Genomic DNA, 20,874 nt, shown 5'->3' with positions numbered 1-20,874 from the left:
GGCACCACTTCCAGTCTTCGCTAAACTACTCCCTGGGGCAATGGGTCCTGGCTTTCGCCAGGACGACCGTGGGGGAGAGTTGGGCCATGGACCGCGAATTCCTGATCGACCTGTTCGCCGATTTCGGCCCCGTGACCATCCGAAAGATGTTCTCCGGCCACGGCATCTCCGCCGATGGCATCAACTTCGCGCTGTCGCTGCGGGCCGGCCTGTTCTTCCGCGCCGATGAGGTGACGATCCCGGACTTTGAGGCAGAGGGTTCAAAGCCGTTCCAGTATTCGACCCGCGCCAAGACGGTGCTGGTGAATTCCTATTGGGAGTTGCCGGCGCGCCTGTTCGACGATTCCGCGGAGCTCGCGCAATGGGCGAGGGCAGCGCTCGCCGCCGCCCAGCGTGCCAAGGTGAAGAAGCGGCCGAAGGGGAAGAAGGCAACGAAAAAGGTCGCGCCGAAGAAGTCTGCAGCAAAGAAGCGGTCGGCCAAGAAAGTTGCCAAGAAACCGGTACGGTAGGGTGGGCAAAGCGGAGCGTGCCCGCGATGAGGTCGTTACGGGAAGAGATCGTGGGCACGGCGCGGTGCGCCTTTGCCCACCCTACGAGACCTTAATCAGCGGCTTTGGTCAGGCCGACCCGCATATCCTTGGCGATGAAGACGCTGACGCCGTCGGCGATGACACGACCGTCCGCAATGCCGAGCACCAGCTTGCCGCGCCGGACCATGCGCATGGCGACCTCGTACCGCACGCGTTTTGCGTTTGGTGTGACTTCGCCCGTGGCCTCGACCTCGCCGACGCCGATGGCGCGGCCCTTGCCGGGCGAGCCCGACCAGCCGAGCCAATAGCCGACCATCTGCCACATGGCGTCCAGCGCGAGCGTCGGCGGCATGATGGCGTCACCAATATAATGAGCGTCGAAGAACCAGTGGTCCGGCACAATGTCGAGCTCGCCGACGATGTGGCCCTTGCCGTATTCGCCGCCATCCAGGCTGATCTCGGAGATGCGGTCCATCATCAGCATCGGCGGAGCCGGCAATTGCGCGTTGCCTGGGCCGAAATAGCCGCCTTCGCTCGATCTCAGCAGCTCGTCTCTGGTGTAGGACGGCTGCGGTGCGTGAAAATCAAGAGGATTGGGCACGACGACAAGTCCCCGATGCGGATTGGCGAGGAAGATGTTGTTCGTCAGGTCGGAATGTCAAGCTGAGCCGGGTCCGCTGCCCGTATCAAGCCACCCGGTTGTGCGACTCGACCGCGAACTCCGGGTCGATTTCACAGATCACGCGGTTGCGGCCGTTGCGCTTGGCGGCATAGAGGCAGGCATCCGCACGCTCGATCAGCGCGTCGGTGTCGTCGCCCTGCTTCAGCATGGAGACGCCGACGGAAATGGTGACGCGGCCGAGAATCTCGCCGGTGGATTTCTTCTTCAATTCCTTGGCCATCACGGCGCGCCGGATATGGTCGGCGACAGTGAGAGCCTGACGCAACGCGGTGTTGGGCAGCACGACCGCGAATTCCTCGCCGCCATAGCGCGCGGTGATGTCCTGGCCCTTGATGGTTTGCTTCAGCGACAGGCCGACCAGCCGGAGCACCTGATCGCCGGTCAGGTGGCCATAGGAATCGTTGAACGACTTGAAGTGGTCGATGTCGAACATCAGCAGCGACAGCGGCTCGCCGCTCGCAAGCGCGCTCTGCACGGCCATGCCGATCATACGATCGAAATATTTGCGGTTGCCGAGACCGGTCAGGGGATCGGTCAGGCTCTCGGCGCGGATCGCCTCCAGGCTCTGCTGGAGATTGCTGATCTCGCTTTTCGACAAGGTCAGCCGGTCTTCGAGTGCCTTGTTGGTCTCACGCATCTCGCCGGTCGAGCGCAGCAGCGCTTCGACGATCGTCTTGATCTGCTCGCGGCTCTTGGCCGAGGACAGCTGGTCGGTCGCGCCCGCCAGGCTGGCGTCGTAGGCGCCGGTCATGCCGAGCGCGTCGCTCAACACTGTCATCACGTCGTCGATCTCGCCGATGACGCGCGAGCCGACCTTGTCGATGCGGTCGGTCGTTTTGATGTGGGAGAGATAGGTATCGTAGATCTGCTCGAGATCGGATTCGGAAAGCTTGCCGTTGCGCGCGAGCGTCTCGTTGATGATCTTGTTGAGCGGCGCGTTGTAGCCGGTCGCGTAGACGTACCAGATCTCGTAATTGCGGGGGATTGCAGTCTGCTTGAGCGATCGGATCTGACCGAGCGCCACCTCGGCGAACGCCATCGTGCGTTCGTGTTCGTCGAGCACCTTGACCACGGAACATACCCCATGCGGTCGATGCGCCCATCGACCGCAGCAATGCTTAAATTATGTTCGCAGGCTAACGGACGTTCATGAACGGTCGGTAAACGGCCCGCCGTTCAACTCACGCGTGTATTGTGGCGTCAGGCTCCGGCGGGGGAGCGGACCGGCCGTAGCAGGAATGCCGGAAGATGCGAGTGATCGCCGGGCTCGGTGTCGGCTTCGCGCTGGCGGCGCGGCTCGGGACGGCCGATCGACGGCACGTGCGAGTTGTTGGCCTGCTGGCGCGAACCATGACGCGGCTCGGACGATTGCCGGGCTTCGCGTGGCGGCCTTGCCTCGCGTGCCGGCCGTGCTTCGCGAGCAGGCCGTGCCTCGGCAGCCGGCCTTGCGTCCGGCGAAGACGTTGCCTCGGAGGAGGGGCGTGCCTCGTGGCTGCGCTCACCACGATCGCGACCGCGCTGCGGCTTGCCGCGTCCGCCACGGGAACGTTCACGATCGCGGCCGCGCGACTCGCGCGGTCGGTCGCGCTGCTCACCCGAATCCGCTTGCACCTCGTAATCGCCTTCGGCGCGCGGAATGCTCTGGCCGATCAGCTTCTCGATCGCAACCATCGACTTCTGGTCGAGCGGCGTAACGATCGAGATCGCGGTGCCGGTGCGGCCGGCGCGGCCGGTTCGACCGACGCGGTGGACGTAATCATCGGGATGATGAGGGACGTCGAAATTGAAGACGTGGCTGACCTCGGGAATGTCGAGGCCGCGGGCGGCGACGTCGGAGGCGACCAGCAGCGGCAGCTCGCCCTTGCGGAATTGTTCGAGCGCCGCCATGCGGGCCGGCTGGTCCATGTCGCCATGCAGGGCGCCGACACTGAAGCCGTGCTTCTGGAGGGATTTGTGCACGATCGCGACTTCGCGCTTGCGATTGCAGAAGATGATCGCGTTCTTGAGATCCTTGGCCTCGCGCAGCAGGCGGCGAAGCAGCTCGCGCTTCTCGTGCGCCTCGCGACCGGCAGGAACTTGCGACTGCGTGACGGTGACGGCGGTGGTGGCCGGCTTGGAGACTTCGACCTTCTGCGGATTGTGCAGGAAGGCCTCGGTGATGCGCCGGATTTCCGGCGGCATGGTCGCGGTGAAGAACAGGGTCTGCCGCGTGAAGGGGACGAGCTTGCAGATGCGCTCGATGTCGGGAATGAAACCCATGTCCAGCATGCGGTCGGCTTCGTCGATGACCAGCAGTTCGACGCCGGTGAGCAGCAGGCCGCCGCGCTCGGTGTGGTCGAGCAGCCGGCCCGGGGTCGCGATCAGCACGTCGACGCCGCGCGTCAGCTTGGCATCCTGGTCACCGAAGGAAACGCCGCCGATCAGGAGCGCGACGTTGAGTTTCTGGCCGGCACCGTAGCGGTCGAAGTTTTCCTTCACCTGAGCCGCGAGTTCGCGGGTGGGCTCGAGGATCAGCGTCCGCGGCATGCGCGCCCGGGCTCTGCCCTTTTCGAGGATGGTGAGCATCGGCAGCACGAAGGCTGCGGTCTTGCCGGTGCCGGTCTGGGCGATGCCGAGCACATCCTTGCGTGCGAGGACGTGGGGAATCGCCTGTTCCTGGATGGGGGTAGGGGTGGTGTAACCGGTGGCCGCCACTGCGGCGAGGACTTTTTCGGATAGTCCGAGATTGGAAAAGGACATTGAGCCTCTGGTCGAAACCGCCGTTCGGAATCGAGAGTAAAAAGGCTGTCGCGTTCCACCCCGAAACGGCGCGCTCTCAAAGAAGCTGGGGGTGCTGACTCACGCGAACAAAGCGCCAAGCTCAGGAATCGCTTTTCGATCTGAGCTGCGTCGACCCGGAACATAGGGCGGAATCGGCCAAAGTCAATGGAGCAGGCACGGGAAGGTCCTAAAAACCCTCAGGTTTTACCAAATAACGGGCGCGGCTGGGCTTTTCGCCACGGCGGCCGGTCGGGTGGTTAACGCGCCCCTGCGGCCTGGGCCCGGAAATCGCCGGGTGCCATGCCATAGGCGGCGTTGAAGACCCGGTAGTAGGTCGCCAGGCTTTCGAAACCGCAGGCGGTGGCAATGTCGGCGATCAGCCGCTCCGGCGCTTCACGCATCAGGCGGCGGCTCTGTTTCAGCCGTTCTTCCGTCACGGTCTGGGAGAAGCTGCGGTCAGCCACCTCGAACAGCATGTGCAAATGGCGCACGGAGACCCCGAGCAGGTCGGCCACCCGCGTCGGCGCCAGATCGGGGTCTTGTAAATTGCGCGCGATCAGGCGCCGCGCCAGGGACAGGCGGGCGGTCCGGAGTGCGGCCTGTCCGCGCCGGCTGCCCGGCCTGACGATACCCCGCTCGATCAGCGCCAGATGCCCCAACGCCTGCACCAGCGGGACGGCGTCAAGCGACCCCTCACTCGCGGCCGCCTCGCCGAGATCGGTAAAGCAGGCGTCGAGCAGGGGGGCGAGCGCGGGATCGTTGAAGGGCTTGGGCGCAAGCTCTCGCGCGCGCTTGTCCTGGGTCGCCAGGCCGCTGACGGGGATCTTCAGGATCCGCAGGTGGAAGCCGGCGCCACCCAGCGGCCTCGTGCGGTAGGGCAAATCGGTATGGCTGGTGGCGAAGCTGCCATTGGCAATGGCGAAATCGCTGGAGCGCATGCCGCCAAACCAGCCGCCGCCGCCGAGTTGCTGGTAGACGCAGATGCTGTCACCCGGTGCGTAGCCGATGTCGGCCTGGCTGCGTTCGACCGCGTAGGACGAGGCCTTCAGCTCCACCAGGGCGCCATTGCCGACCTGGCCCAGCGAGAATTCGCCGTAAAAGTCGCCGCGCTGTTCGCGCTCCAGTTCGGCGGTGACACCGAACAGTCCCTTGGCGCGAACCTCGCGCCAATAGTCGAAGCGATCGTGCGGCTCGACCTCGTCGGTGCACCAGCGATACACGGCAGCCCCTCGTCTCGAACGGAATTGCACCCAAGAAAAAGCAGATTCCGCGCGAATCTGCCATAGGCCAGATGATGGAACCGCAAGCACGGCGGTTGAACCGCCGTTGCGGCTGGACCGACTATCACATCAACGGCGTAAGGTTCCGCATGGCGCCAAACGGGAGCCGTTCTGCAACGGGAATGTCACGATGACGCGTCGGGTTTTCAGAATTCTGGCAGCGCTAGGCCTGGCTGCGAGCCTTTGCGGTTTTGCCAGCTTTGCACACGCCGAAAAGCGTGTCGCGCTCGTCGTCGGCAACAACGACTACAAGAACGTTCCAAAACTCCTGAAGGCCGTCAACGACGCCCGCACCATGGGTGATACGCTGAAGCAGCTCGGCTTCCAGGTGATGGTCGCCGAAAACCAGAACCGCCAGCAATTCTCCGAGACGTTGCTCGCCTTCGACCGCGCGATCGAGCCCGGCGACACCGCATTCTTCTTTTACGCCGGCCACGGTTTCGAGATCGCGGGCCAGAACTATCTGCTGCCGACCGACGTGCCGGCGGCGACCGAAGGCCAGGAAGAGCTGGTGCGTGACGCCTCCATTCTCGCCGACCGTGTCGTCGAGCGTCTCCAGAACAAGAGGGCGCGCACCTCGATCCTGGTGTTCGACGCCTGCCGCAACAATCCGTTCGAGCGTTCGGGCACGCGCGCGGTCGCCGGCGGCGGCGGCCTCGCGCCGATGACGCAGTTGCCCGAGGGCGTGTTCTCGGTGTTCTCGGCAGGCCCGCGCCAGACCGCGCTCGATCGTCTCTCCAACGACGATGCCAATCCCAATTCGGTATTCACGCGCACGTTCGCCCGAGAGCTGCTTCAGCCCGGCGAAAACCTCGTGCAGGTCGCGCAGCACACGCGTCGCCTCGTCAGCGAGATGGCCGACACCGTCAAGCACAAGCAGGTGCCGGTCTATTTCGACCAGATGGTCGACGACGTCTTCCTCAGCGGTGCTGCGAAGGACGCGGCTGCCGCCGCGGCGCGTCCGGCCGATCCGGCGCCGCAGAAGCTTGCGGCGCTGCCGCCGGTCTCGGTGCCACGCGTGCCGAAAGAGGAGACCACCAACGCGCCGATTGCGAGCTTCTCCCGCCACAATGGCGGCTGGAGCGTGACGTTCTCCTTTGCCGATCCGACGCTCGGGGTGTCCTGGCGCATGGCCGGCAGCGGTGATTTCCGCGAGACCGGATTCATCGACGCGCTCGATCCGCGCACGCGCAAGCGAATGCCAAATCCTTCGATCGAGCTGCCGCCGGATGCGCAGGCCGGCACGATCGAGGTCCGTTACGTCGATGCCTCCGGCGACATGCAGGGCCCGTTCCCGATCAAGTTCGATCCGGAGGCGGCGCTGATCCGCGATCAGCGCAAGATCCTCGACATGACCGCGACGAGCTGGCTGTCGTTCCGGCAGTTCAACGGGCTGCTGGTCTATTATTCCCATCTGGTGTCGTATCGCTGCGCGATCCGCGAGGTGCGGATCGGCATCGACACGGCGGTGCCGGACAAGGTGCTGAAGCTGCCGCCCTGCGATCTCCGCGATCCCTCGGCCATCACGGCCGGCATGATGCTCTATGAGAAGCTGCCCCCGGCGACGCAGTTCATGTCGGTCGAATTGACCTACCGCGACGGCAGCGTGTCGGAGGTGAAGAGTTTCCGCACGGCGAACCGCAGCAACAATTGAGCGTTATCTTAAATTGAACATGCGTCCGACGCTCGCCGGCGCTACAGTCACGCGAGTGACGCAGCAGCGAAAGTCGGATCATGGAGACAGTTACCCCAGAACAGCCGGTGGCGCGCGTTCGAAAAGTCCGCTGCTGTATCGTCGGCGGCGGGCCCGCGGGCATGATGCTCGGCTATCTGCTGGGACGTGCCGGCATCGATGTCGTGGTGCTGGAGAAACACGCTGACTTCTTCCGCGACTTTCGCGGCGACACCGTGCATCCCTCGACGCTTCAGGTGATGGACGAACTCGGCCTGATCGACGATTTCCTCAAGCTGCCGCATCAGCGCCTGCAGACGATGGATGGCCTGATCGGCGGCACCAAGGTGCGGATCGCCGATCTCAGGCGGCTGAACACGAAATACCCATTCATCGCCTTCATGCCGCAATGGGACTTTCTCAATTTCCTGCGCGAGGCGGGCAAGCGCTTTGCTTCGCTCGAAGTGCTGATGAACACCGAAGCCGTCGACCTCATCCACCGCGGAGAGGCCATCGCCGGCGTGCGCGCCAGAACGCCTGGTGGTGTCATCGACATCGAGGCCGATCTCACCATCGCCTGCGACGGCCGGCATTCGACGGTGCGCGAACGTGCAGGGTTTGCCGTCGCGGAGATCGGTGCGCCGATGGACGTGCTCTGGTTCCGCGTCGGCCGCAAGCCGGACGAGACCGAGAACCTGTTTGCGCGCATCGAGCCCGGCAAGATGATGGTCACCTTCGATCGCGGCGATTATTGGCAATGCGCCTACGTCATCGCCAAGGGGCAACATGAAGCGGTGAAGGCGAGGGGATTGCCGGCGCTGCTCGACGATGTCGTGCGCATGGCGCCGGTTCTCAAGCACGGCATTGCCGACGTCAAGAGCTTCGACGACGTGAAGTTGCTGACGGTCGCGATCAACCGCTTGAGCCGCTGGACGCGGCCCGGGCTGCTTTGTATCGGCGACGCCGCCCATGCGATGTCGCCGGTCGGTGGCGTCGGCGTCAACTTGGCCGTGCAGGACGCGGTCGCGACCGCCAACCTGCTCGCCGACAAGCTGACGCGCGGCTGTCCATCCGACGATGAACTCGATGCCGTCAGGCGCCGGCGCGAATTCCCGGTGAAGATGACGCAGGCGATGCAGGTGATCGTGCAGAACAACATCATCAGCGGCGCGCTGAAGGGCGGCGATCGGCCGCTCAAGGTGCCGCTGATCCTGCGCCTGATCTCCGCCTGGCCGTGGCTTCAGGGCATTCCCGCGCGCTTCATCGCCATCGGCGTGCGACCCGAGCACGTGCATTCGAAAGCTGCGCCGGCATCCTGACGAAAGCGATTTGGTAGGGATAATGCCGCGTTAAATTGCGGCTTCCGCGTTGCGCGCGTGCAACAGCGCAACCGGATTCAAGGACCGCGACGGGCCAATCCGGCGCCTTAACTTTCTTGATTCAAATTTGAGTAAGAACTGCGTGTGAGCGTGCGCCCATCAAAGGACACGGGATGTACCATGCGTAATAAACTGATTGCCGCCTTCGCCTGCACGACCGCTCTGGTTTCGACCGGCGCCGCTTCCGCCGCCGACCTCGCTGCGCGCCCCTACACGAAGGCGCCGGCCTATATCGAGCCGCTGTTCAACTGGACCGGCTTCTATGTCGGCGGCCATATCGGTGGCGCCTGGACCAACGAGCAGTTCATCAACAATGGCGTCGGCGCACCGTTCGGCGATCTGACGCCGGGCCAGGGCTATCGTCAGCGCAACTCCGGCATCATGGGCGGCGCCCAGATCGGATACAACTGGCAGGCCAACAATTACGTGTTCGGCATGGAAGGCACGATCTCGGGCCTCGACAACAAGGGCTCGTTCACGAACACCGCTTTCGGTGCGGCGAACGACGTGTTCTCCTGGCGCGCCAATCTGCTGGCGACAGTCGTCGGTCGCGCTGGCTTCGCGGTTCAGAATAACCTGTTCTACTTCAAGGGCGGCTACGCCGGCGTCAACAATCGGCTCTCGGTCACCGACCCGGTCGTGACGGGGACGGGCGGTCAGACGCACTGGGCCAACGGCTGGACCGTCGGTGCTGGCTGGGAATACGGCATCACCCGCAACTGGATCGTCGGCCTCGAGTACAATTACGCAGCCTTCGGCAGCCAGACCTATCAGCTCGGCGGCACCTCGGGCAATTACACGTTCGATGCCAAGCCGCGCGACATCCAGTGGGCTGTCGTTCGCGCCAGCTACAAGTTCGACGCGCCTGTGATCGCGCGCTACTGAGCAACAAACGACCAATCAAAGAAAAGATCACGACCAAATTAAAAGCCCCGGTTTCCACCGGGGCTTCTTTTTTGCGTGCTGCCGTCACGGCGCATCAGGCCATCACGGAGAACCCGCCGTCGACGGGGATGGCGGTACCCGTGACGAAGTTCGAGGCGGATGAGGCGAGGAAGACGGCGATGCCGGCGAAGTCGTCGATGTCGCCCCAGCGTCCCGCCGGCGTGCGCGCCAGCACGCGCTCGTGCAGGCCCGACACCTGCTTCCGCGCACCGCGGGTGAGATCGGTATCGATCCAGCCCGGCAGGATGGCGTTGACCTGGATGTTGTCGGGCGCCCAGGCGTTGGCGCAGGCGCGCGTGTATTGCACGATGCCGCCCTTGCTCGCAGCATAGGCGGCGGCGAAGCTCGCGCCGAAGATCGACATCATCGAGCCGATGTTGATCACCTTGCCGTTGCCCGACGCCTTCAGCGCCGGATAGGCCAGCTTCGAGCACAGGAAGGCTGCGGTGAGGTTGGTTTGAATCACCGTGTTCCACTCGTCGAGCTCGAGCTCGTGCGGCGGTTTGCGGATGCTCATGCCGGCATTGTTGATGAGGATGTCGATACGGCCGAGATCCTTGACGACGCGGTCCACCATCGCGGCGATCGCAGCCTTGTCGGCGACGTCGGTGGTGACCGAGATCGCCTTCACGCCGCGCGCCTTGAGATCGGCGACGGCCGCGGCCGACTTGGCCTCGTTGCGTCCGACCACGGCGATATCGGCGCCGGCGTCGGCGAGCCCGTGCGCGAGGCCAAGCCCGATGCCGCCATTGCCTCCTGTGACGATCGCGACCTTGCCGCGGAGATCGAACCGGTTGGATGTCATGCTTTCACTTCCTGGTTTCTTCTATTGGTTGCTTTGCCAGATCAGGACCAATCCGAAGCCGGCCATGGCGGCGCCATAGCCGGCCCATTGCAGCTGGTTGACCATGAAGCTCGATCGGGGCCAGGCGACGGTGCCTGTGCCCTGTCCGATCCAGAGCAGCCCGACGGCGAGGGCAAACAGGCCTGCTACAAGCAGAAATCTGCGCATGCATTCCTCCCCGTTGGACTGGTTCTGTCGAGACCCACGGCTGGAACGATCGCCGCGGGGTACGAAAACTTCCCGCCAGACTAGCCGTAGCTTCGGCTCTGATACAATGGCCGAGGACGCAGGCCGCGGGGAGGATGCATGTCCGTGCGCAAGGCGCATCTGCGGGCGTTCGATCCGAGCGGCCCACTTGGAGCAGCGTGCAAGTCGTTAAAGGAGAACGTCAGCTGACGAGGTGGCCAAAACGAAAAAGCCCCGGCAATGCCGGGGCTTTGACGTCTGAGGTTGAGTTCAGATCGTATCAGTACTTGGCGACGACCGGGCCGGTCCAGTTGAAACGATAGACCAGGGAGGTCGAAATCGTCTGGTTCCAGTGGTTCGCACGAATGTCGAAGCCATTGGTAGCATTCGTCGCATCAAGCTCGTTGATGGTCTTGGTGTCGTAGAAGGCCGAACGATACTCGGTCTTCATGAACCAGCCGGGGGAGGAGATGCCGAAGATGTTCAGGCTGTTCTCAACACCGCCGCCAACAAACCAGCCGTTGCGGTTGTAGCTGTTGGTGTGGATACCCGTCGCAGCGCCGCCCAGGGTCGTGAAGTTGGTGCCGCCGAAGTGTGCGCCCGAGTAACCGCCGTTGACGTAGGAGAGAACGTTCGGGGCAACCAGCCAGCCGAGGCGAACACCAGCGGCCCAGGAGTCTTCCAGCTTCTGGTTGCCAGTGAACCCGTTGATCGGATCCTGCAGAGTGGAGCGGATGCTGCCGAACTGACCGTCAGCGAACACGCCGGCCACCCAGGTGCCGCTGAACTGCCAGTCGTAGCCGGCGCCGACGGTGCCGAACCAGCCCGAACCGCCCTGACGCTGGGTGATGGTGAGCGGAACCGCGCCCGGATTGGTCTGGATCGACTGGTCGGAGTTCGAGAGGCCAGCGCCGCCACCGCCGAAGATGTAGAAGCCGGTCCAGTTGGCAACCGGAGCAACCATCGGAGCCTTGACATAGGGACGGGCCGCAAGGTCAGCCGCCGAAGCCGAACCGGTCATCGCCGCAATCGCGGTCAGTGCGAGAGCAATCTTCTTCATGATAAAATCCCCAACCTTGGTTCGTAGCAGGCGCGAGCGCACTGAAGTCCGTGTGATCTGATGCCCGGACTATAGACAGTTCTCGCCGAAATGCTGTTGCAGCGCAGGCACAGTCGCCGGAAAACGCCCGCCGGTTGGGATTTGGGGCGTCGTCACGAGTTCAAGGAAAGCCAAGCAAATTCAATATATTGCGAACTTTCCAGAGTTTTCCTTTTGGGTAGGTTTTCGTTAGGAATTCGGCTTCGTCGGAAATGGCGGCAATCCTGCCTCACCTCGACGGCGGCTGGGTCGACGGTGAGTCGTTGGCCGAGGATTGCCCGGATGCATCGCTGGAGGACGGCCACACTGTCCCCAAAACGACAAAGCCCCGGCCTGGGCCGGGGCTTTGAGCGGGAATCGGGCGTTCAGACGTCGAGCAGCTCGTCGCTCGCGAATTCGGCCTTGTCGGAGATGAAGGCAAAGCGGGCCTCGGCCTTGGTGCCCATCAGGCGCTCGACCGAATCCGCCGTAGTGTCGCGGTCGTCTGGCAGCAGGACCACCTTGAGCAGCGTCCGCTTGCCCGGATCCATGGTGGTTTCCTTGAGCTGGGCCGGCATCATCTCGCCGAGGCCTTTGAAGCGGTTCACCTCGACCTTGGCGTTGGCGTTGAAGGCGCTCTTGATCAGCTCTTCCTTGTGCTTGTCGTCGCGTGCGTAGACCGACTTCTGCCCGTGGGTCAGCTTGTAGAGCGGCGGCACTGCGAGGAAGAGATGTCCTTCGTCGATCAGCTTCGGCATCTGCCGGTAGAAGAAGGTGATCAACAGCGAGGCAATGTGCGCGCCGTCGACGTCTGCGTCGGTCATGATGATGATGCGCTGATAGCGCAGATCCTCTTCGCGGTATTGCAGGAGCTGACCGCAGCCGATCGCCTGCACGAGATCGGAGAGCTGCGCGTTCGCGGTCAGCTTGTCCTTGCCGGCTGAAGCGACGTTGAGGATCTTGCCGCGCAGCGGCAGCACGGCCTGTGTTTCACGGTTGCGGGCCTGTTTGGCGCTACCACCGGCCGAGTCGCCCTCGACGATGAACAACTCGGAGCCGTCCAGGCCGGCGTTGCTGCAGTCGGCGAGCTTGCCCGGCAGGCGCAGCTTCTTGCCGGCGGTTTTCCGCGCGGTCTCTTTTTCCTGACGCCGCCGCAGCCTTTCCTCGGCGCGGTCGATCACGAAATCGAGCAGCCGGTTGGCCATGTTCGGATTGCCCGACAGCCAATGGTCGAACGGATCCTTCATCGCCTGTTCGACGATGCGCTGCGCCTCGGCAGTGGCGAGACGATCCTTGGTCTGGCCCTGGAATTCAGGCTCGCGCACGAACACCGACAGCATCACGGCTGCGCCCACCATCACGTCTTCCGAGGTGATGGACGAGGCGCGCTTGCCCTGGCCGACGCGCTCGGCGTGGTCTTTCAGGCCGCGCAGCAGCGCGCTGCGCAGGCCGGATTCATGCGTGCCGCCATCGGGCGTCGGCACAGTGTTGGTGTAGGACGACAGGAAGCCGTCGGCGTCAGCGGTCCAGGCGACGGCCCATTCGCAGGCGCCATGCGCGCCGTTGCGGCCCGATTTGCCGGAGAAGATATCGGGATGCACCAGCGTGTCGGCGTGGATCGCCGCCGCCAGATAGTCCTTGAGACCGCCGGGGAAATGGAAGGTCGCTTCCGCCGGGACATCCTCGACGCCCTTCAGCAACTCGGGCGCGCAGTTCCAACGGATCTCGACGCCGCCGAACAGATACGCCTTCGAGCGCGTCATCTTGAACAAGCGCTGCGGCTTGAACGCGGCCTTGGCGCCGAAGATGTCGGTGTCGGGCTTGAAGCGCACACGCGTTCCGCGGCGGTTGTTGATCTTGCCGAGGTCCTCGAGCTTGCCCTTGGGGTGGCCGCGCTCGAACGTCATGCGGTAGAGCTTCTGGCTGCGCGCGACCTCGACCTCAAGGAGCGAGGAGAGGGCGTTCACGACGGAGATGCCGACGCCATGCAGGCCGCCCGAGGTCTCATAGACCTTGCTGTCGAACTTGCCGCCCGAATGCAGCGTGCACATGATGACTTCGAGCGCCGACTTCTTCGGGAACTTCGGATGCGGATCGATCGGGATGCCGCGGCCGTTGTCGGTGACGGTGAGGAAGCCGTCTGCGGTGAGTTCCACGCCGATGAAGGTCGCGTGTCCGGCCAGCGCCTCGTCCATCGAATTGTCGATGACCTCGGCAAAGAGGTGGTGCAGCGCCTTTTCGTCGGTGCCGCCGATATACATGCCGGGCCGGCGCCGCACCGGTTCCAGGCCTTCGAGCACTTCGATATCGGCGGCCGTGTAATCGGCTTCGCCACCGCTGGCGCGCGGAGCGGCCTTCGCGGCGCTCGCGCGCCCCTTCGGCTCATTTCCCGCGAACAAATCGTCTTTTGTTTTCGTTTTCAACTGCTTGGACATATATCTTGATAGGTTTTGAGGGCCGCGCGGGCGGCGAATCGGTCAGGGCGACTATGCCACGGCTGGCCGGCAAAGGTCACCGCCGGGCCGCTCCAAGGCGTCGTTGGGAGCCAATCCCGGCGATTTTACGCCGCAGACTAACCAATCCCGGCAATTTGACGCTGCGGTCCGCTCGGTGCCGGGCTTTGTGACTTGATGTCACACAAGTCCCTGGCTTACCAGTGCTTTTCATCGAGTAGGACCTCATCAGGGCGGCGCGGGAAGGCGATCTGGAATGGAGCAGTACGCGCACGCAATGGCCGATTTCGTGCGCCTTCACCAGGCCTGGGCTGCTCCGATCGTGTTCCTGTTGGCGTTTGGGGAGTCGCTCGCTTTCATCTCGCTGCTGATCCCGGCCTGGGGTGCGCTGGTGGCGATCGGCGCACTGATCGGCGCGAGCGGCATCAGCTTTTATCCGGTCTGGATCGCTGGCGGGATCGGGGCGGCGCTCGGCGACTGGGTCTCCTATTGGTTCGGCTATCGCTACAAGGAGCGGGTCGCGCAGATGTGGCCGCTTTCGCGCTATCCGGAACTCCTGCCCAAGGGCGAGGCGTTCGTGCGCAGCTGGGGCGTGCCTAGCATCTTCATCGGCCGTTTCTTCGGCCCCTTGCGCGCCTCCGTGCCGCTCGCCGCAGGCATTTTCGAGATGCCGTACTGGAGCTTCCAGGCCGCCAATTTCACCTCGGCCCTGGTCTGGTCGGCCGCGCTTCTGCTGTTCGGTGACGTGATCGCGACGGTCATGGAGTGGATCTGGCGGGTGATCTGACGCCGGAAACTTGACGAGAACCGCATCTCGCCTTATAGCCGCGCGCCATGATCAACGCCGCGACCATCCTGTTCGCCCGTCGCCGCCGCCGCTCTTTAGCGGTTTGGGCGGTCGATCGCGTTTGAGATCATCGTCTTTGCCGCTGGATCCGATCCGCGGCATTCTCTCTCCTGTCAGCGCGATCTGATCCGGCGGCCCCCAAGGAGGCCCAGCAGGAGACCACGATGTACACGCCACCCTTTTTCAAGCCGGATCGCGCCGCAAGCCTGAAATTCGCGGGCGAGCGCGGTTTCGGCACCATGTGCGCCTTCGACGGCCACAAGCCGGTCGCATCGCCGTTGCCGTTTTACTTGACGTATGCGGCCGACGGCACGCCACAGGCTGCCTTTCATGTCGCCCGTCACAATCCGCTGGTAACGCTTGCGGATGGCGCGGTGTCCTGGCTGCTCGCGGTCAACGGCCCCGATGCCTATGTATCGCCTGACTGGTACGTCTCGCCTGATCAGGTGCCGACCTGGCTCTACCAGTCGGTGCATCTCAGCGGCCCGGTGCGGCTGTTGTCGGACGATGAGCTGGCGGTGCAGATCGACACGCTCAGCGACATCTTCGAGAGCTGGCTGTTGCCGAAGACGCCGTGGACATCAGGCAAGATGACGGCAGGCCGGTTCGAGACGTTGAAGAAGGCGATCGTGGGTCTGGTGATGACGGTTGAAGAGGTCGAAGGCAGCTTCAAGCTCAACCAGCACAAGTCGGACGCCGACTATGCAGCGATCGCGAATGCGCTTGGCGAAGGCGATGCCGACGCGAAGCAAATTTCAGAGTTGATGCGGCAGGCAAGGCCGCACGTTTTTGCAGACGATACGAAAAAGCTCGAAAGGAGCGTGCCATGAGCCTCGTTGACACCAAGAGCGCCCCGAAGTCGGGCACCGTTAGCAAGCCCGCCACCGTCTTCGTCGACGGCGGTTCCGGCACGACCGGGCTCGGCATCAACGAACGGCTCAAGCTCCAGAACGATGTCGTGGTGAAGACGATCGCCGACGACAAGCGCAAGGATCCCGCGGCCAAGAAGGCGCTGATGGAGGAGGTGGATCTCGTCATCCTCTGCCTGCCCGATGATGCCGCCAGGGAGACGGTCGCGCTGATCGACAGCATGGGCTCCTCGGGGCCGAAGGTGCTGGATGCTTCCACCGCCTACCGGGTTGCGCCGGATTGGGCTTACGGCTTTGCTGAGATGGCGCCGGACCAGGCCGGCAAGATCAAGGCCGCCAAGAAGGTCTCCAACCCCGGCTGCTATCCGACCGGCGGCATTGCATTGCTGCGGCCGATCGTCGATGCCGGGCTGTTGCCGCCCGACTATCCCATCAGCGTCAACGCGGTGAGCGGCTATTCGGGCGGCGGCAAGTCGATGATTGCGAGTTTTGACGACGGCAGCGCACCGTCCTTCGAGCTCTACGGTCTCGGCTTCGAGCACAAGCACCTGCCCGAGCTGCAGCTCTATTCGAACCTGACGCGGCGGCCGATCTTCATTCCCTCGGTCGGCAATTACCGGCAGGGCATGCTCGTCTCGATCCCGCTCCAGCTCGACACGCTGCCGGGCAAGCCGACGGGGGCGGATTTGCAAGCCGCGCTCGCCAAGCGCTATGCGGGTTCAAAATACGTCTCGGCGATGCCGCTTCAGAACGAGGCGTCAAAGGGCGGCCGGCTCGAGCCGGAAGCACTGAACGAGACCAACATGCTCGAGCTCTACGTCTTCGCCAGTGACAAGTACCACCAGGCGGTGCTGGTCGCGCGGCTGGACAATCTCGGCAAGGGCGCCTCGGGCGCCGCGGTGCAGAATATGCGGCTGATGCTGGGCTTGCCGGAGGAGTAGGCGCCAGCGCACCGTCAGTCTTCGTCATTGCGAGCAAAGCGAAGCAATCCAGAATCCCATCGCGGAGATAGCCTGGATCGCTTCGTCGCTTCGCAATGACGGAGAGGGCGATCAGAATACCTTGAAGATCGCCAGTACCAGCACGGCCTGTGCCAGGAAGCCGACGCTGAAGGCCAGCGTGCGGAACACCGGGACTCCGAGCGCATAGACGATCAAATGCGCGACGCGCGACCAGAAATAGACGACGCAGGCGAGCACGGTCCATTTCGAGGAATAGTCGATCGCGTTCAGGATCAGCACCAGCGGTGCGAACAGCACGAGGTTCTCGACCGCATTGTCGTGCGCGAACATCAGACGGTTTGCCCACTCCGACTGTGGCTTGTCACCACGCGAGGGGTTGGCCATCGCGCCGCCGAGGCCGCGAATCTGACAGCGGTTGATGGTGTAAGGAATCCAGAGAATTCCCGTCAGGATCACCGTGCACGTCAGCCAGAACAATTCACGCGTCATAGCCCAGTCCCCTCTGTCGTCGCTGTGTCGAGAGTAAGCTTATACAAGCGGCCAGGATTGCGCCATGCGCAATGGAATCCGGCTACGCGCGTACCCTGACATAGCTGCCGGGGGCATCCTCGAGCGGGGGCAGTGCGTCCGTGCCGGGGCTGCGCGCCGGGACTTCCTCCGGATCGAGCCCGCCCAGCCATTCGCGCCAGTCCGGCCACCACGAACCCTTGTGCTCCACCGCGCCGTTCATCCACTGGGCGACGTTGACGTCCTTGATGTTGTCGTTGGTCCAGTACTGATACTTGTTCGAGGCCGGCGGATTGACGACGCCGGCGATGTGGCCGGAGCCCGACAGCACGTATTTCACGGGACCGCCGAAGAACTGCGAGCCGTACAGCACCGATTCCGCCGGCGCGATGTGATCCTCGCGGGTGGCGAGGTTGTAGACGGGCACCTTCACCTTGGAGAGATCGAGCAGCGTGTTGTCGAGCACCATCGTGCCCGTCGACAGCCGGTTCTCCAGGTAGCAGTTGCGCAAATAGTAGGAATGGTTCGCCTGGGTCATCCGCGTCGCGTCGGAATTCCAGTGCAGGAGGTCGAACGCGCTCGGCTGCTGGCCCTTCAGGTAGTTGCTGACCACGTAGGACCAGATCAGATCGTTCGAGCGCAGCATGTTGAAGGCCATCGCCATCTTGGAGCCTTCGAGTACGCCGGAGGCCTTCATGTCCTGCTCGAGCGCCGCGATCTGGTCCTCGTCGACGAAGACGAGGAGATCGCCGGCATGGGTGAAGTCGACTTGCGCAGCGAAGAACGTCGCCGAGGTCACGCGCTGGCGTCGCTTCTCGGCAAGCCAGGCGAGTGTGGTCGCCAGCATGGTGCCGCCGACGCAATAGCCGGCCGTGTGCACCTTCAGTTCGCCGGTCACCTTCTCGATCACGTCCATCGCCGTGAGCGGGCCTTCCTTCATGTAGTCTTCCCAGCTCTTGGCACCGAGCCGCTTGTCGGGGTTGACCCATGAGATCACGAACACGGTGATGCCCTGGTCGACGCACCACTTGATGTAGGATTTCTCCGGCTTGAGATCGAGGATGTAGAACTTGTTGATCCAGGGCGGCACGATCAGCAGCGGCGTGCGCAGCACCTTCTCCGTGGTCGGAGAATACTGGATCAGCTGCATCATTTCGTTCTGGTAGATCACCTTGCCCGGTGTCGTTGCCATGTTGACGCCGACGACGAGGTTGTCCGGGTTGGATTGGCGGATCTTCAGCATGCCCTTGCCGGCGGCGATGTCCTCCGCGAGCATGGTCAGGCCGCGTGCGAGGTTCTCGCCGCTGCTTGCAACTGTCTCGCGCAGCACCTCCGGATTGGTCAGCACGAAGTTCGACGGCGAGATCGCGTTGGTGACCTGCTGCATGTAGAACTCGGCCTTGCGCCGCGTCTGCGGATCGAGCCCTTCGGCGTCATGCACCAGCGCCTGCGCCCATTTGGTCGTGAGCAGATAGAGCTGCATCATGAAATCGAAGAACTGGTTCGATTTCCATTCCGGATCGGCAAAGCGCTTGTCGCGCGGCGAGGGTGCGATCGCGGGCTGAGCGTCCTGGCCGGCCATCCGTCGCGCCGCCGAGCCCCAGAGATCGAGATAATCCTTGGCGAGCTTGGTCTGGAGACTGGACGATCGCGATTGATCCGAGAGCCAGTATTCGGCGACCGACGAGAAGGTCTTGACCATTTCGGTGAGCTCGGCCGGCGGACGGTCCTGCACTTCGCCGCTTTCACGCGGCTTCAGATAGGCGGCGAGTGCCTTGCCGCCGCTCTCCATCGCCCGCGCGACATTCATCGCGAAGGCCTCGGCATCGAACTTCGTTTCGGGCTTTGACTTGGGCGTGTCGGTCGTGGCGGTACTCATGAAGGCGACAGTAACGATTCATTCCGTATTCGTCACCGCGAAGCTCGCTGGTTTCGCGTTAAACAGACGCGAAGATGTGCTGCACTGCGACAAGCCTTCTTGCTTTTGTCACAATCGGCGTGCACCTCTAGTGCCGTGGGCCTTGGATGATTTCTCGCTCGTGCCATTTGTGGGCAGCAATGGTTTGAGCTTGGGCAGGTTGTTGGTTAAGCTTCCGACAGCCTTGCATTGGGACGAGTAGGGGATTTCCCAAGTGTTGGCGTTGTGGGACCTGCAAAAGACGCGGCTTGCGTGCTGCGCGCTGCTGATGGCGACGTTCGCGTTGGGGGGCTGCTCGAGTCAGCTTGCCGACATGACGGCCGCCGACGCGCCGGCTCATCCTAGAGAGCCTGGTGCCTATCTGCCCGTCCACGATTTGCCGCCGGACCGCGATCAGGCGATCATCCCACCCGACCAGCGCGCCAAGATCGAAGCCGAGCTTGCGGCCGCCCGCGACCGCCAGGCTGTCGCCGCCAAGGACGCCAAATAGCAGCGCCAAACACGGGCGGGAGGACCGTCGCGGCCCGCAAGGTAATCGCTGGCACGCCCGCCACTCCGTGCTAAAAAGACTTCAATTCAGCCGAGAGTCAGGGCGAAGGAGTTCAGTCCTTGTCGCCGAAGATCGCTCCAAGTAGTTGATTGTGGACGATTTTCGTGTGTCAGGCGATGTCTCCTCGATGGGGCAATCATTGCCCCTCGATTCTGTCCTGACCAATGGCCCGGAGCCCAGAGAGCCATGGACGATTTTTACCGCATTCGCCGCCTTCCGCCTTACGTGTTCGAGCAGGTCAACCGGGCCAAGGCGGCCGCGCGGAATGCCGGCGCCGACATCATCGATCTCGGCATGGGCAACCCGGATCTGCCGGCGCCCCCGCATGTGCTGGAGAAGCTCAAGGAAACGCTCGGCAAACCGCGCACCGACCGCTACTCGGCGTCCCGCGGCATCCCCGGCCTGCGCCGGGCCCAGGCCGGCTACTACGCCCGCCGCTTCGGTGTGAAGCTCAATCCCGATACCCAGGTGGTGGCGACGCTGGGCTCGAAGGAGGGCTTTGCCAATGTGGCGCAGGCGATCACCGCGCCCGGCGACGTCATCCTCTGTCCGAACCCGAGTTACCCGATTCACGCCTTCGGCTTCCTGATGGCGGGCGGTGTGATCCGCTCTGTGCCGTCGGAGCCGACGCCGCAATTCTTCGAGGCGGTGGAGCGTGCGATCGTGCATTCGATCCCGAAGCCGCTCGCGCTCGTCGTCTGCTATCCCTCGAACCCGACGGCCTACGTCGCGAGCCTCGATTTCTACAAGGATCTCGTCGCCTTCGCGAAGAAGCACGAGATCCTGATCCTGTCGGACCTTGCTTATGCCGAGGTCTATTTCGACGAGAACAATCCGCCGCCCTCGGTGCTGCAGGTGCCGGGTGCGATCGACGTCACCGTCGAGTTCACCTCGATGTCGAAGACCTATTCGATGGCCGGCTGGCGCATGGGCTTTGCGGTCGGCAATGAGCGCGTGATCGCAGCACTCGCCCGCGTCAAATCCTATCTCGATTACGGCGCGTTCACGCCGGTGCAGGTGGCCGCGACCGCCGCGCTGAACGGTCCTGACGATTGCATCAAGGAGATGCGCGATACCTATCGCAAACGTCGCGACGCGCTGGTGGAATCGTTCGGCCGCGCCGGCTGGGAGATTCCGCCGCCGGAAGCCTCGATGTTCGCCTGGGTGCCGCTGCCGGAAGCCTTCCGTAGTGTCGGCAGCATGCAGTTCGCGACCCTGATGGTGGAGAAGTCAGGCGTCGCGGTCTCGCCCGGCGTCGGCTTCGGCGAGCATGGCGAAGGATATGTCCGCATCGCCATGGTGGAAAACGAGCAACGGATCAGGCAGGCCGCGCGCGGCGTGCGCCGCTTCCTTGAAAGCGGCATCGAAACGTTGCACAACGTCGTTCCACTCGCCAACAGGCGCTAATTCTC

At 63.5% G+C, this 20,874-nt stretch carries 19 protein-coding genes; 9 read left to right on the top strand and 10 right to left on the bottom strand.

All coding sequences use genetic code 11. From position 1 onward, the window contains the following. The first annotated feature begins 86 nt into the window (after positions 1 to 86). Positions 87 to 509, top strand: coding sequence for a TfoX/Sxy family protein (locus JQ631_RS11215; RefSeq protein ID WP_212326186.1), 423 nt, complete (start codon positions 87 to 89; stop codon positions 507 to 509). 91 nt (positions 510 to 600) lie between these two features. Here the strand turns inward: JQ631_RS11215 and fabA are convergent, their stop codons facing one another. From fabA to JQ631_RS11195, 4 genes are all read right to left on the bottom strand, one after another. Continuing rightward, on the bottom strand, positions 601 to 1,131 hold the full coding sequence (fabA, locus tag JQ631_RS11210; protein ID WP_212326185.1) for a bifunctional 3-hydroxydecanoyl-ACP dehydratase/trans-2-decenoyl-ACP isomerase: 531 nt from the start codon (positions 1,129 to 1,131) through the stop codon (positions 601 to 603). A gap of 85 nt (positions 1,132 to 1,216) precedes the next feature. Then, on the bottom strand, positions 1,217 to 2,284 hold the full coding sequence (locus JQ631_RS11205) for a GGDEF domain-containing protein (protein ID WP_212326184.1): 1,068 nt from the start codon (positions 2,282 to 2,284) through the stop codon (positions 1,217 to 1,219). A gap of 128 nt (positions 2,285 to 2,412) precedes the next feature. Next, positions 2,413 to 3,951, bottom strand: a complete 1,539-nt coding sequence (locus JQ631_RS11200; RefSeq protein WP_212326183.1) for a DEAD/DEAH box helicase — start codon at positions 3,949 to 3,951, stop codon at positions 2,413 to 2,415. A 278-nt stretch (positions 3,952 to 4,229) separates the two neighbouring features. Next, on the bottom strand, positions 4,230 to 5,192 hold the full coding sequence (locus JQ631_RS11195) for a helix-turn-helix transcriptional regulator (protein WP_212326182.1): 963 nt from the start codon (positions 5,190 to 5,192) through the stop codon (positions 4,230 to 4,232). A 190-nt stretch (positions 5,193 to 5,382) separates the two neighbouring features. Between JQ631_RS11195 and JQ631_RS11190 the strand changes: the two genes are divergently transcribed. From JQ631_RS11190 to JQ631_RS11180, 3 genes are all read left to right on the top strand, one after another. Next, positions 5,383 to 6,906: a caspase family protein gene (locus JQ631_RS11190; protein WP_212326181.1), complete on the top strand. Its 1,524-nt coding sequence runs from the start codon at positions 5,383 to 5,385 to the stop codon at positions 6,904 to 6,906. Between the two features lie 80 nt (positions 6,907 to 6,986). Further along, positions 6,987 to 8,243: an FAD-dependent oxidoreductase gene (locus tag JQ631_RS11185; RefSeq protein ID WP_212326180.1), complete on the top strand. Its 1,257-nt coding sequence runs from the start codon at positions 6,987 to 6,989 to the stop codon at positions 8,241 to 8,243. Positions 8,244 to 8,423: 180 nt separating this feature from the next. Then, positions 8,424 to 9,188, top strand: a complete 765-nt coding sequence (locus JQ631_RS11180; RefSeq protein WP_212326179.1) for an outer membrane protein — start codon at positions 8,424 to 8,426, stop codon at positions 9,186 to 9,188. Between the two features lie 94 nt (positions 9,189 to 9,282). Here the strand turns inward: JQ631_RS11180 and JQ631_RS11175 are convergent, their stop codons facing one another. From JQ631_RS11175 to parE, 4 genes are all read right to left on the bottom strand, one after another. After that, the gene (locus JQ631_RS11175) at positions 9,283 to 10,053 is read right to left on the bottom strand and encodes an SDR family NAD(P)-dependent oxidoreductase (protein WP_212326178.1); all 771 of its coding nucleotides are present in this window, start codon (positions 10,051 to 10,053) and stop codon (positions 9,283 to 9,285) included. A 21-nt stretch (positions 10,054 to 10,074) separates the two neighbouring features. Continuing rightward, on the bottom strand, positions 10,075 to 10,260 hold the full coding sequence (locus JQ631_RS11170; protein ID WP_007591540.1) for a hypothetical protein: 186 nt from the start codon (positions 10,258 to 10,260) through the stop codon (positions 10,075 to 10,077). A gap of 298 nt (positions 10,261 to 10,558) precedes the next feature. Continuing rightward, on the bottom strand, positions 10,559 to 11,338 hold the full coding sequence (locus JQ631_RS11165) for an outer membrane protein (RefSeq protein ID WP_212326177.1): 780 nt from the start codon (positions 11,336 to 11,338) through the stop codon (positions 10,559 to 10,561). A 404-nt stretch (positions 11,339 to 11,742) separates the two neighbouring features. Beyond that, positions 11,743 to 13,791: a DNA topoisomerase IV subunit B gene (gene parE / locus JQ631_RS11160; protein ID WP_212326176.1), complete on the bottom strand. Its 2,049-nt coding sequence runs from the start codon at positions 13,789 to 13,791 to the stop codon at positions 11,743 to 11,745. A 274-nt stretch (positions 13,792 to 14,065) separates the two neighbouring features. Here parE and JQ631_RS11155 point away from each other — a divergent pair, with 274 nt between their 5' ends. From JQ631_RS11155 to argC, 3 genes are all read left to right on the top strand, one after another. Next, the gene (locus JQ631_RS11155) at positions 14,066 to 14,596 is read left to right on the top strand and encodes a DedA family protein (RefSeq protein ID WP_212326175.1); all 531 of its coding nucleotides are present in this window, start codon (positions 14,066 to 14,068) and stop codon (positions 14,594 to 14,596) included. A gap of 224 nt (positions 14,597 to 14,820) precedes the next feature. Beyond that, the gene (locus JQ631_RS11150) at positions 14,821 to 15,486 is read left to right on the top strand and encodes an FMN-binding negative transcriptional regulator (RefSeq protein WP_212326174.1); all 666 of its coding nucleotides are present in this window, start codon (positions 14,821 to 14,823) and stop codon (positions 15,484 to 15,486) included. Next, positions 15,483 to 16,466, top strand: a complete 984-nt coding sequence (gene argC, locus JQ631_RS11145; RefSeq protein WP_212326173.1) for an N-acetyl-gamma-glutamyl-phosphate reductase — start codon at positions 15,483 to 15,485, stop codon at positions 16,464 to 16,466. The genes JQ631_RS11150 and argC overlap by 4 nt, the downstream gene beginning before the upstream one ends. 111 nt (positions 16,467 to 16,577) lie before the next feature. Here argC and JQ631_RS11140 read toward each other — a convergent pair whose 3' ends face one another. Beyond that, entirely contained in the window at positions 16,578 to 16,976 is a 399-nt protein-coding gene (locus JQ631_RS11140; protein WP_212326172.1) for an MAPEG family protein, read from the bottom strand. Positions 16,977 to 17,058: 82 nt separating this feature from the next. Continuing rightward, positions 17,059 to 18,873, bottom strand: coding sequence for a PHA/PHB synthase family protein (locus JQ631_RS11135; protein ID WP_212326170.1), 1,815 nt, complete (start codon positions 18,871 to 18,873; stop codon positions 17,059 to 17,061). Between the two features lie 253 nt (positions 18,874 to 19,126). On the opposite strand from JQ631_RS11135, the gene JQ631_RS11130 reads away from it, so the two are divergent. Both JQ631_RS11130 and JQ631_RS11125 read left to right on the top strand, forming a co-directional pair. After that, a complete protein-coding gene (locus JQ631_RS11130; protein ID WP_212326168.1) occupies positions 19,127 to 19,402 on the top strand; it encodes a hypothetical protein in 276 nt (91 codons plus the stop codon). A gap of 246 nt (positions 19,403 to 19,648) precedes the next feature. Next, positions 19,649 to 20,869, top strand: coding sequence for an LL-diaminopimelate aminotransferase (locus JQ631_RS11125; RefSeq protein WP_212326166.1), 1,221 nt, complete (start codon positions 19,649 to 19,651; stop codon positions 20,867 to 20,869). Positions 20,870 to 20,874: the final 5 nt, after the last annotated feature.

This window comes from Bradyrhizobium manausense (genome assembly GCF_018131105.1).
GTDB lineage: Bacteria > Pseudomonadota > Alphaproteobacteria > Rhizobiales > Xanthobacteraceae > Bradyrhizobium > Bradyrhizobium manausense_B.
Note: the sequence above shows the minus strand (reverse complement) of the source record. Positions and strands in the feature narration are given on the sequence as shown.

Coding starts and splice junctions, on each gene's coding strand:
- JQ631_RS11215 (WP_212326186.1), top strand. CDS start 87: ATGGACCGCGAATTCCTGATCGACCTGTTCGCCGATTTCGGCCCCGTG.
- JQ631_RS11200 (WP_212326183.1), bottom strand. CDS start 3,951: ATGTCCTTTTCCAATCTCGGACTATCCGAAAAAGTCCTCGCCGCAGTG.
- JQ631_RS11190 (WP_212326181.1), top strand. CDS start 5,383: ATGACGCGTCGGGTTTTCAGAATTCTGGCAGCGCTAGGCCTGGCTGCG.
- JQ631_RS11185 (WP_212326180.1), top strand. CDS start 6,987: ATGGAGACAGTTACCCCAGAACAGCCGGTGGCGCGCGTTCGAAAAGTC.
- JQ631_RS11180 (WP_212326179.1), top strand. CDS start 8,424: ATGCGTAATAAACTGATTGCCGCCTTCGCCTGCACGACCGCTCTGGTT.
- JQ631_RS11175 (WP_212326178.1), bottom strand. CDS start 10,053: ATGACATCCAACCGGTTCGATCTCCGCGGCAAGGTCGCGATCGTCACA.
- JQ631_RS11170 (WP_007591540.1), bottom strand. CDS start 10,260: ATGCGCAGATTTCTGCTTGTAGCAGGCCTGTTTGCCCTCGCCGTCGGG.
- JQ631_RS11165 (WP_212326177.1), bottom strand. CDS start 11,338: ATGAAGAAGATTGCTCTCGCACTGACCGCGATTGCGGCGATGACCGGT.
- parE (WP_212326176.1), bottom strand. CDS start 13,791: ATGTCCAAGCAGTTGAAAACGAAAACAAAAGACGATTTGTTCGCGGGA.
- JQ631_RS11155 (WP_212326175.1), top strand. CDS start 14,066: ATGGAGCAGTACGCGCACGCAATGGCCGATTTCGTGCGCCTTCACCAG.
- JQ631_RS11150 (WP_212326174.1), top strand. CDS start 14,821: ATGTACACGCCACCCTTTTTCAAGCCGGATCGCGCCGCAAGCCTGAAA.
- argC (WP_212326173.1), top strand. CDS start 15,483: ATGAGCCTCGTTGACACCAAGAGCGCCCCGAAGTCGGGCACCGTTAGC.
- JQ631_RS11140 (WP_212326172.1), bottom strand. CDS start 16,976: ATGACGCGTGAATTGTTCTGGCTGACGTGCACGGTGATCCTGACGGGA.
- JQ631_RS11135 (WP_212326170.1), bottom strand. CDS start 18,873: ATGAGTACCGCCACGACCGACACGCCCAAGTCAAAGCCCGAAACGAAG.
- JQ631_RS11125 (WP_212326166.1), top strand. CDS start 19,649: ATGGACGATTTTTACCGCATTCGCCGCCTTCCGCCTTACGTGTTCGAG.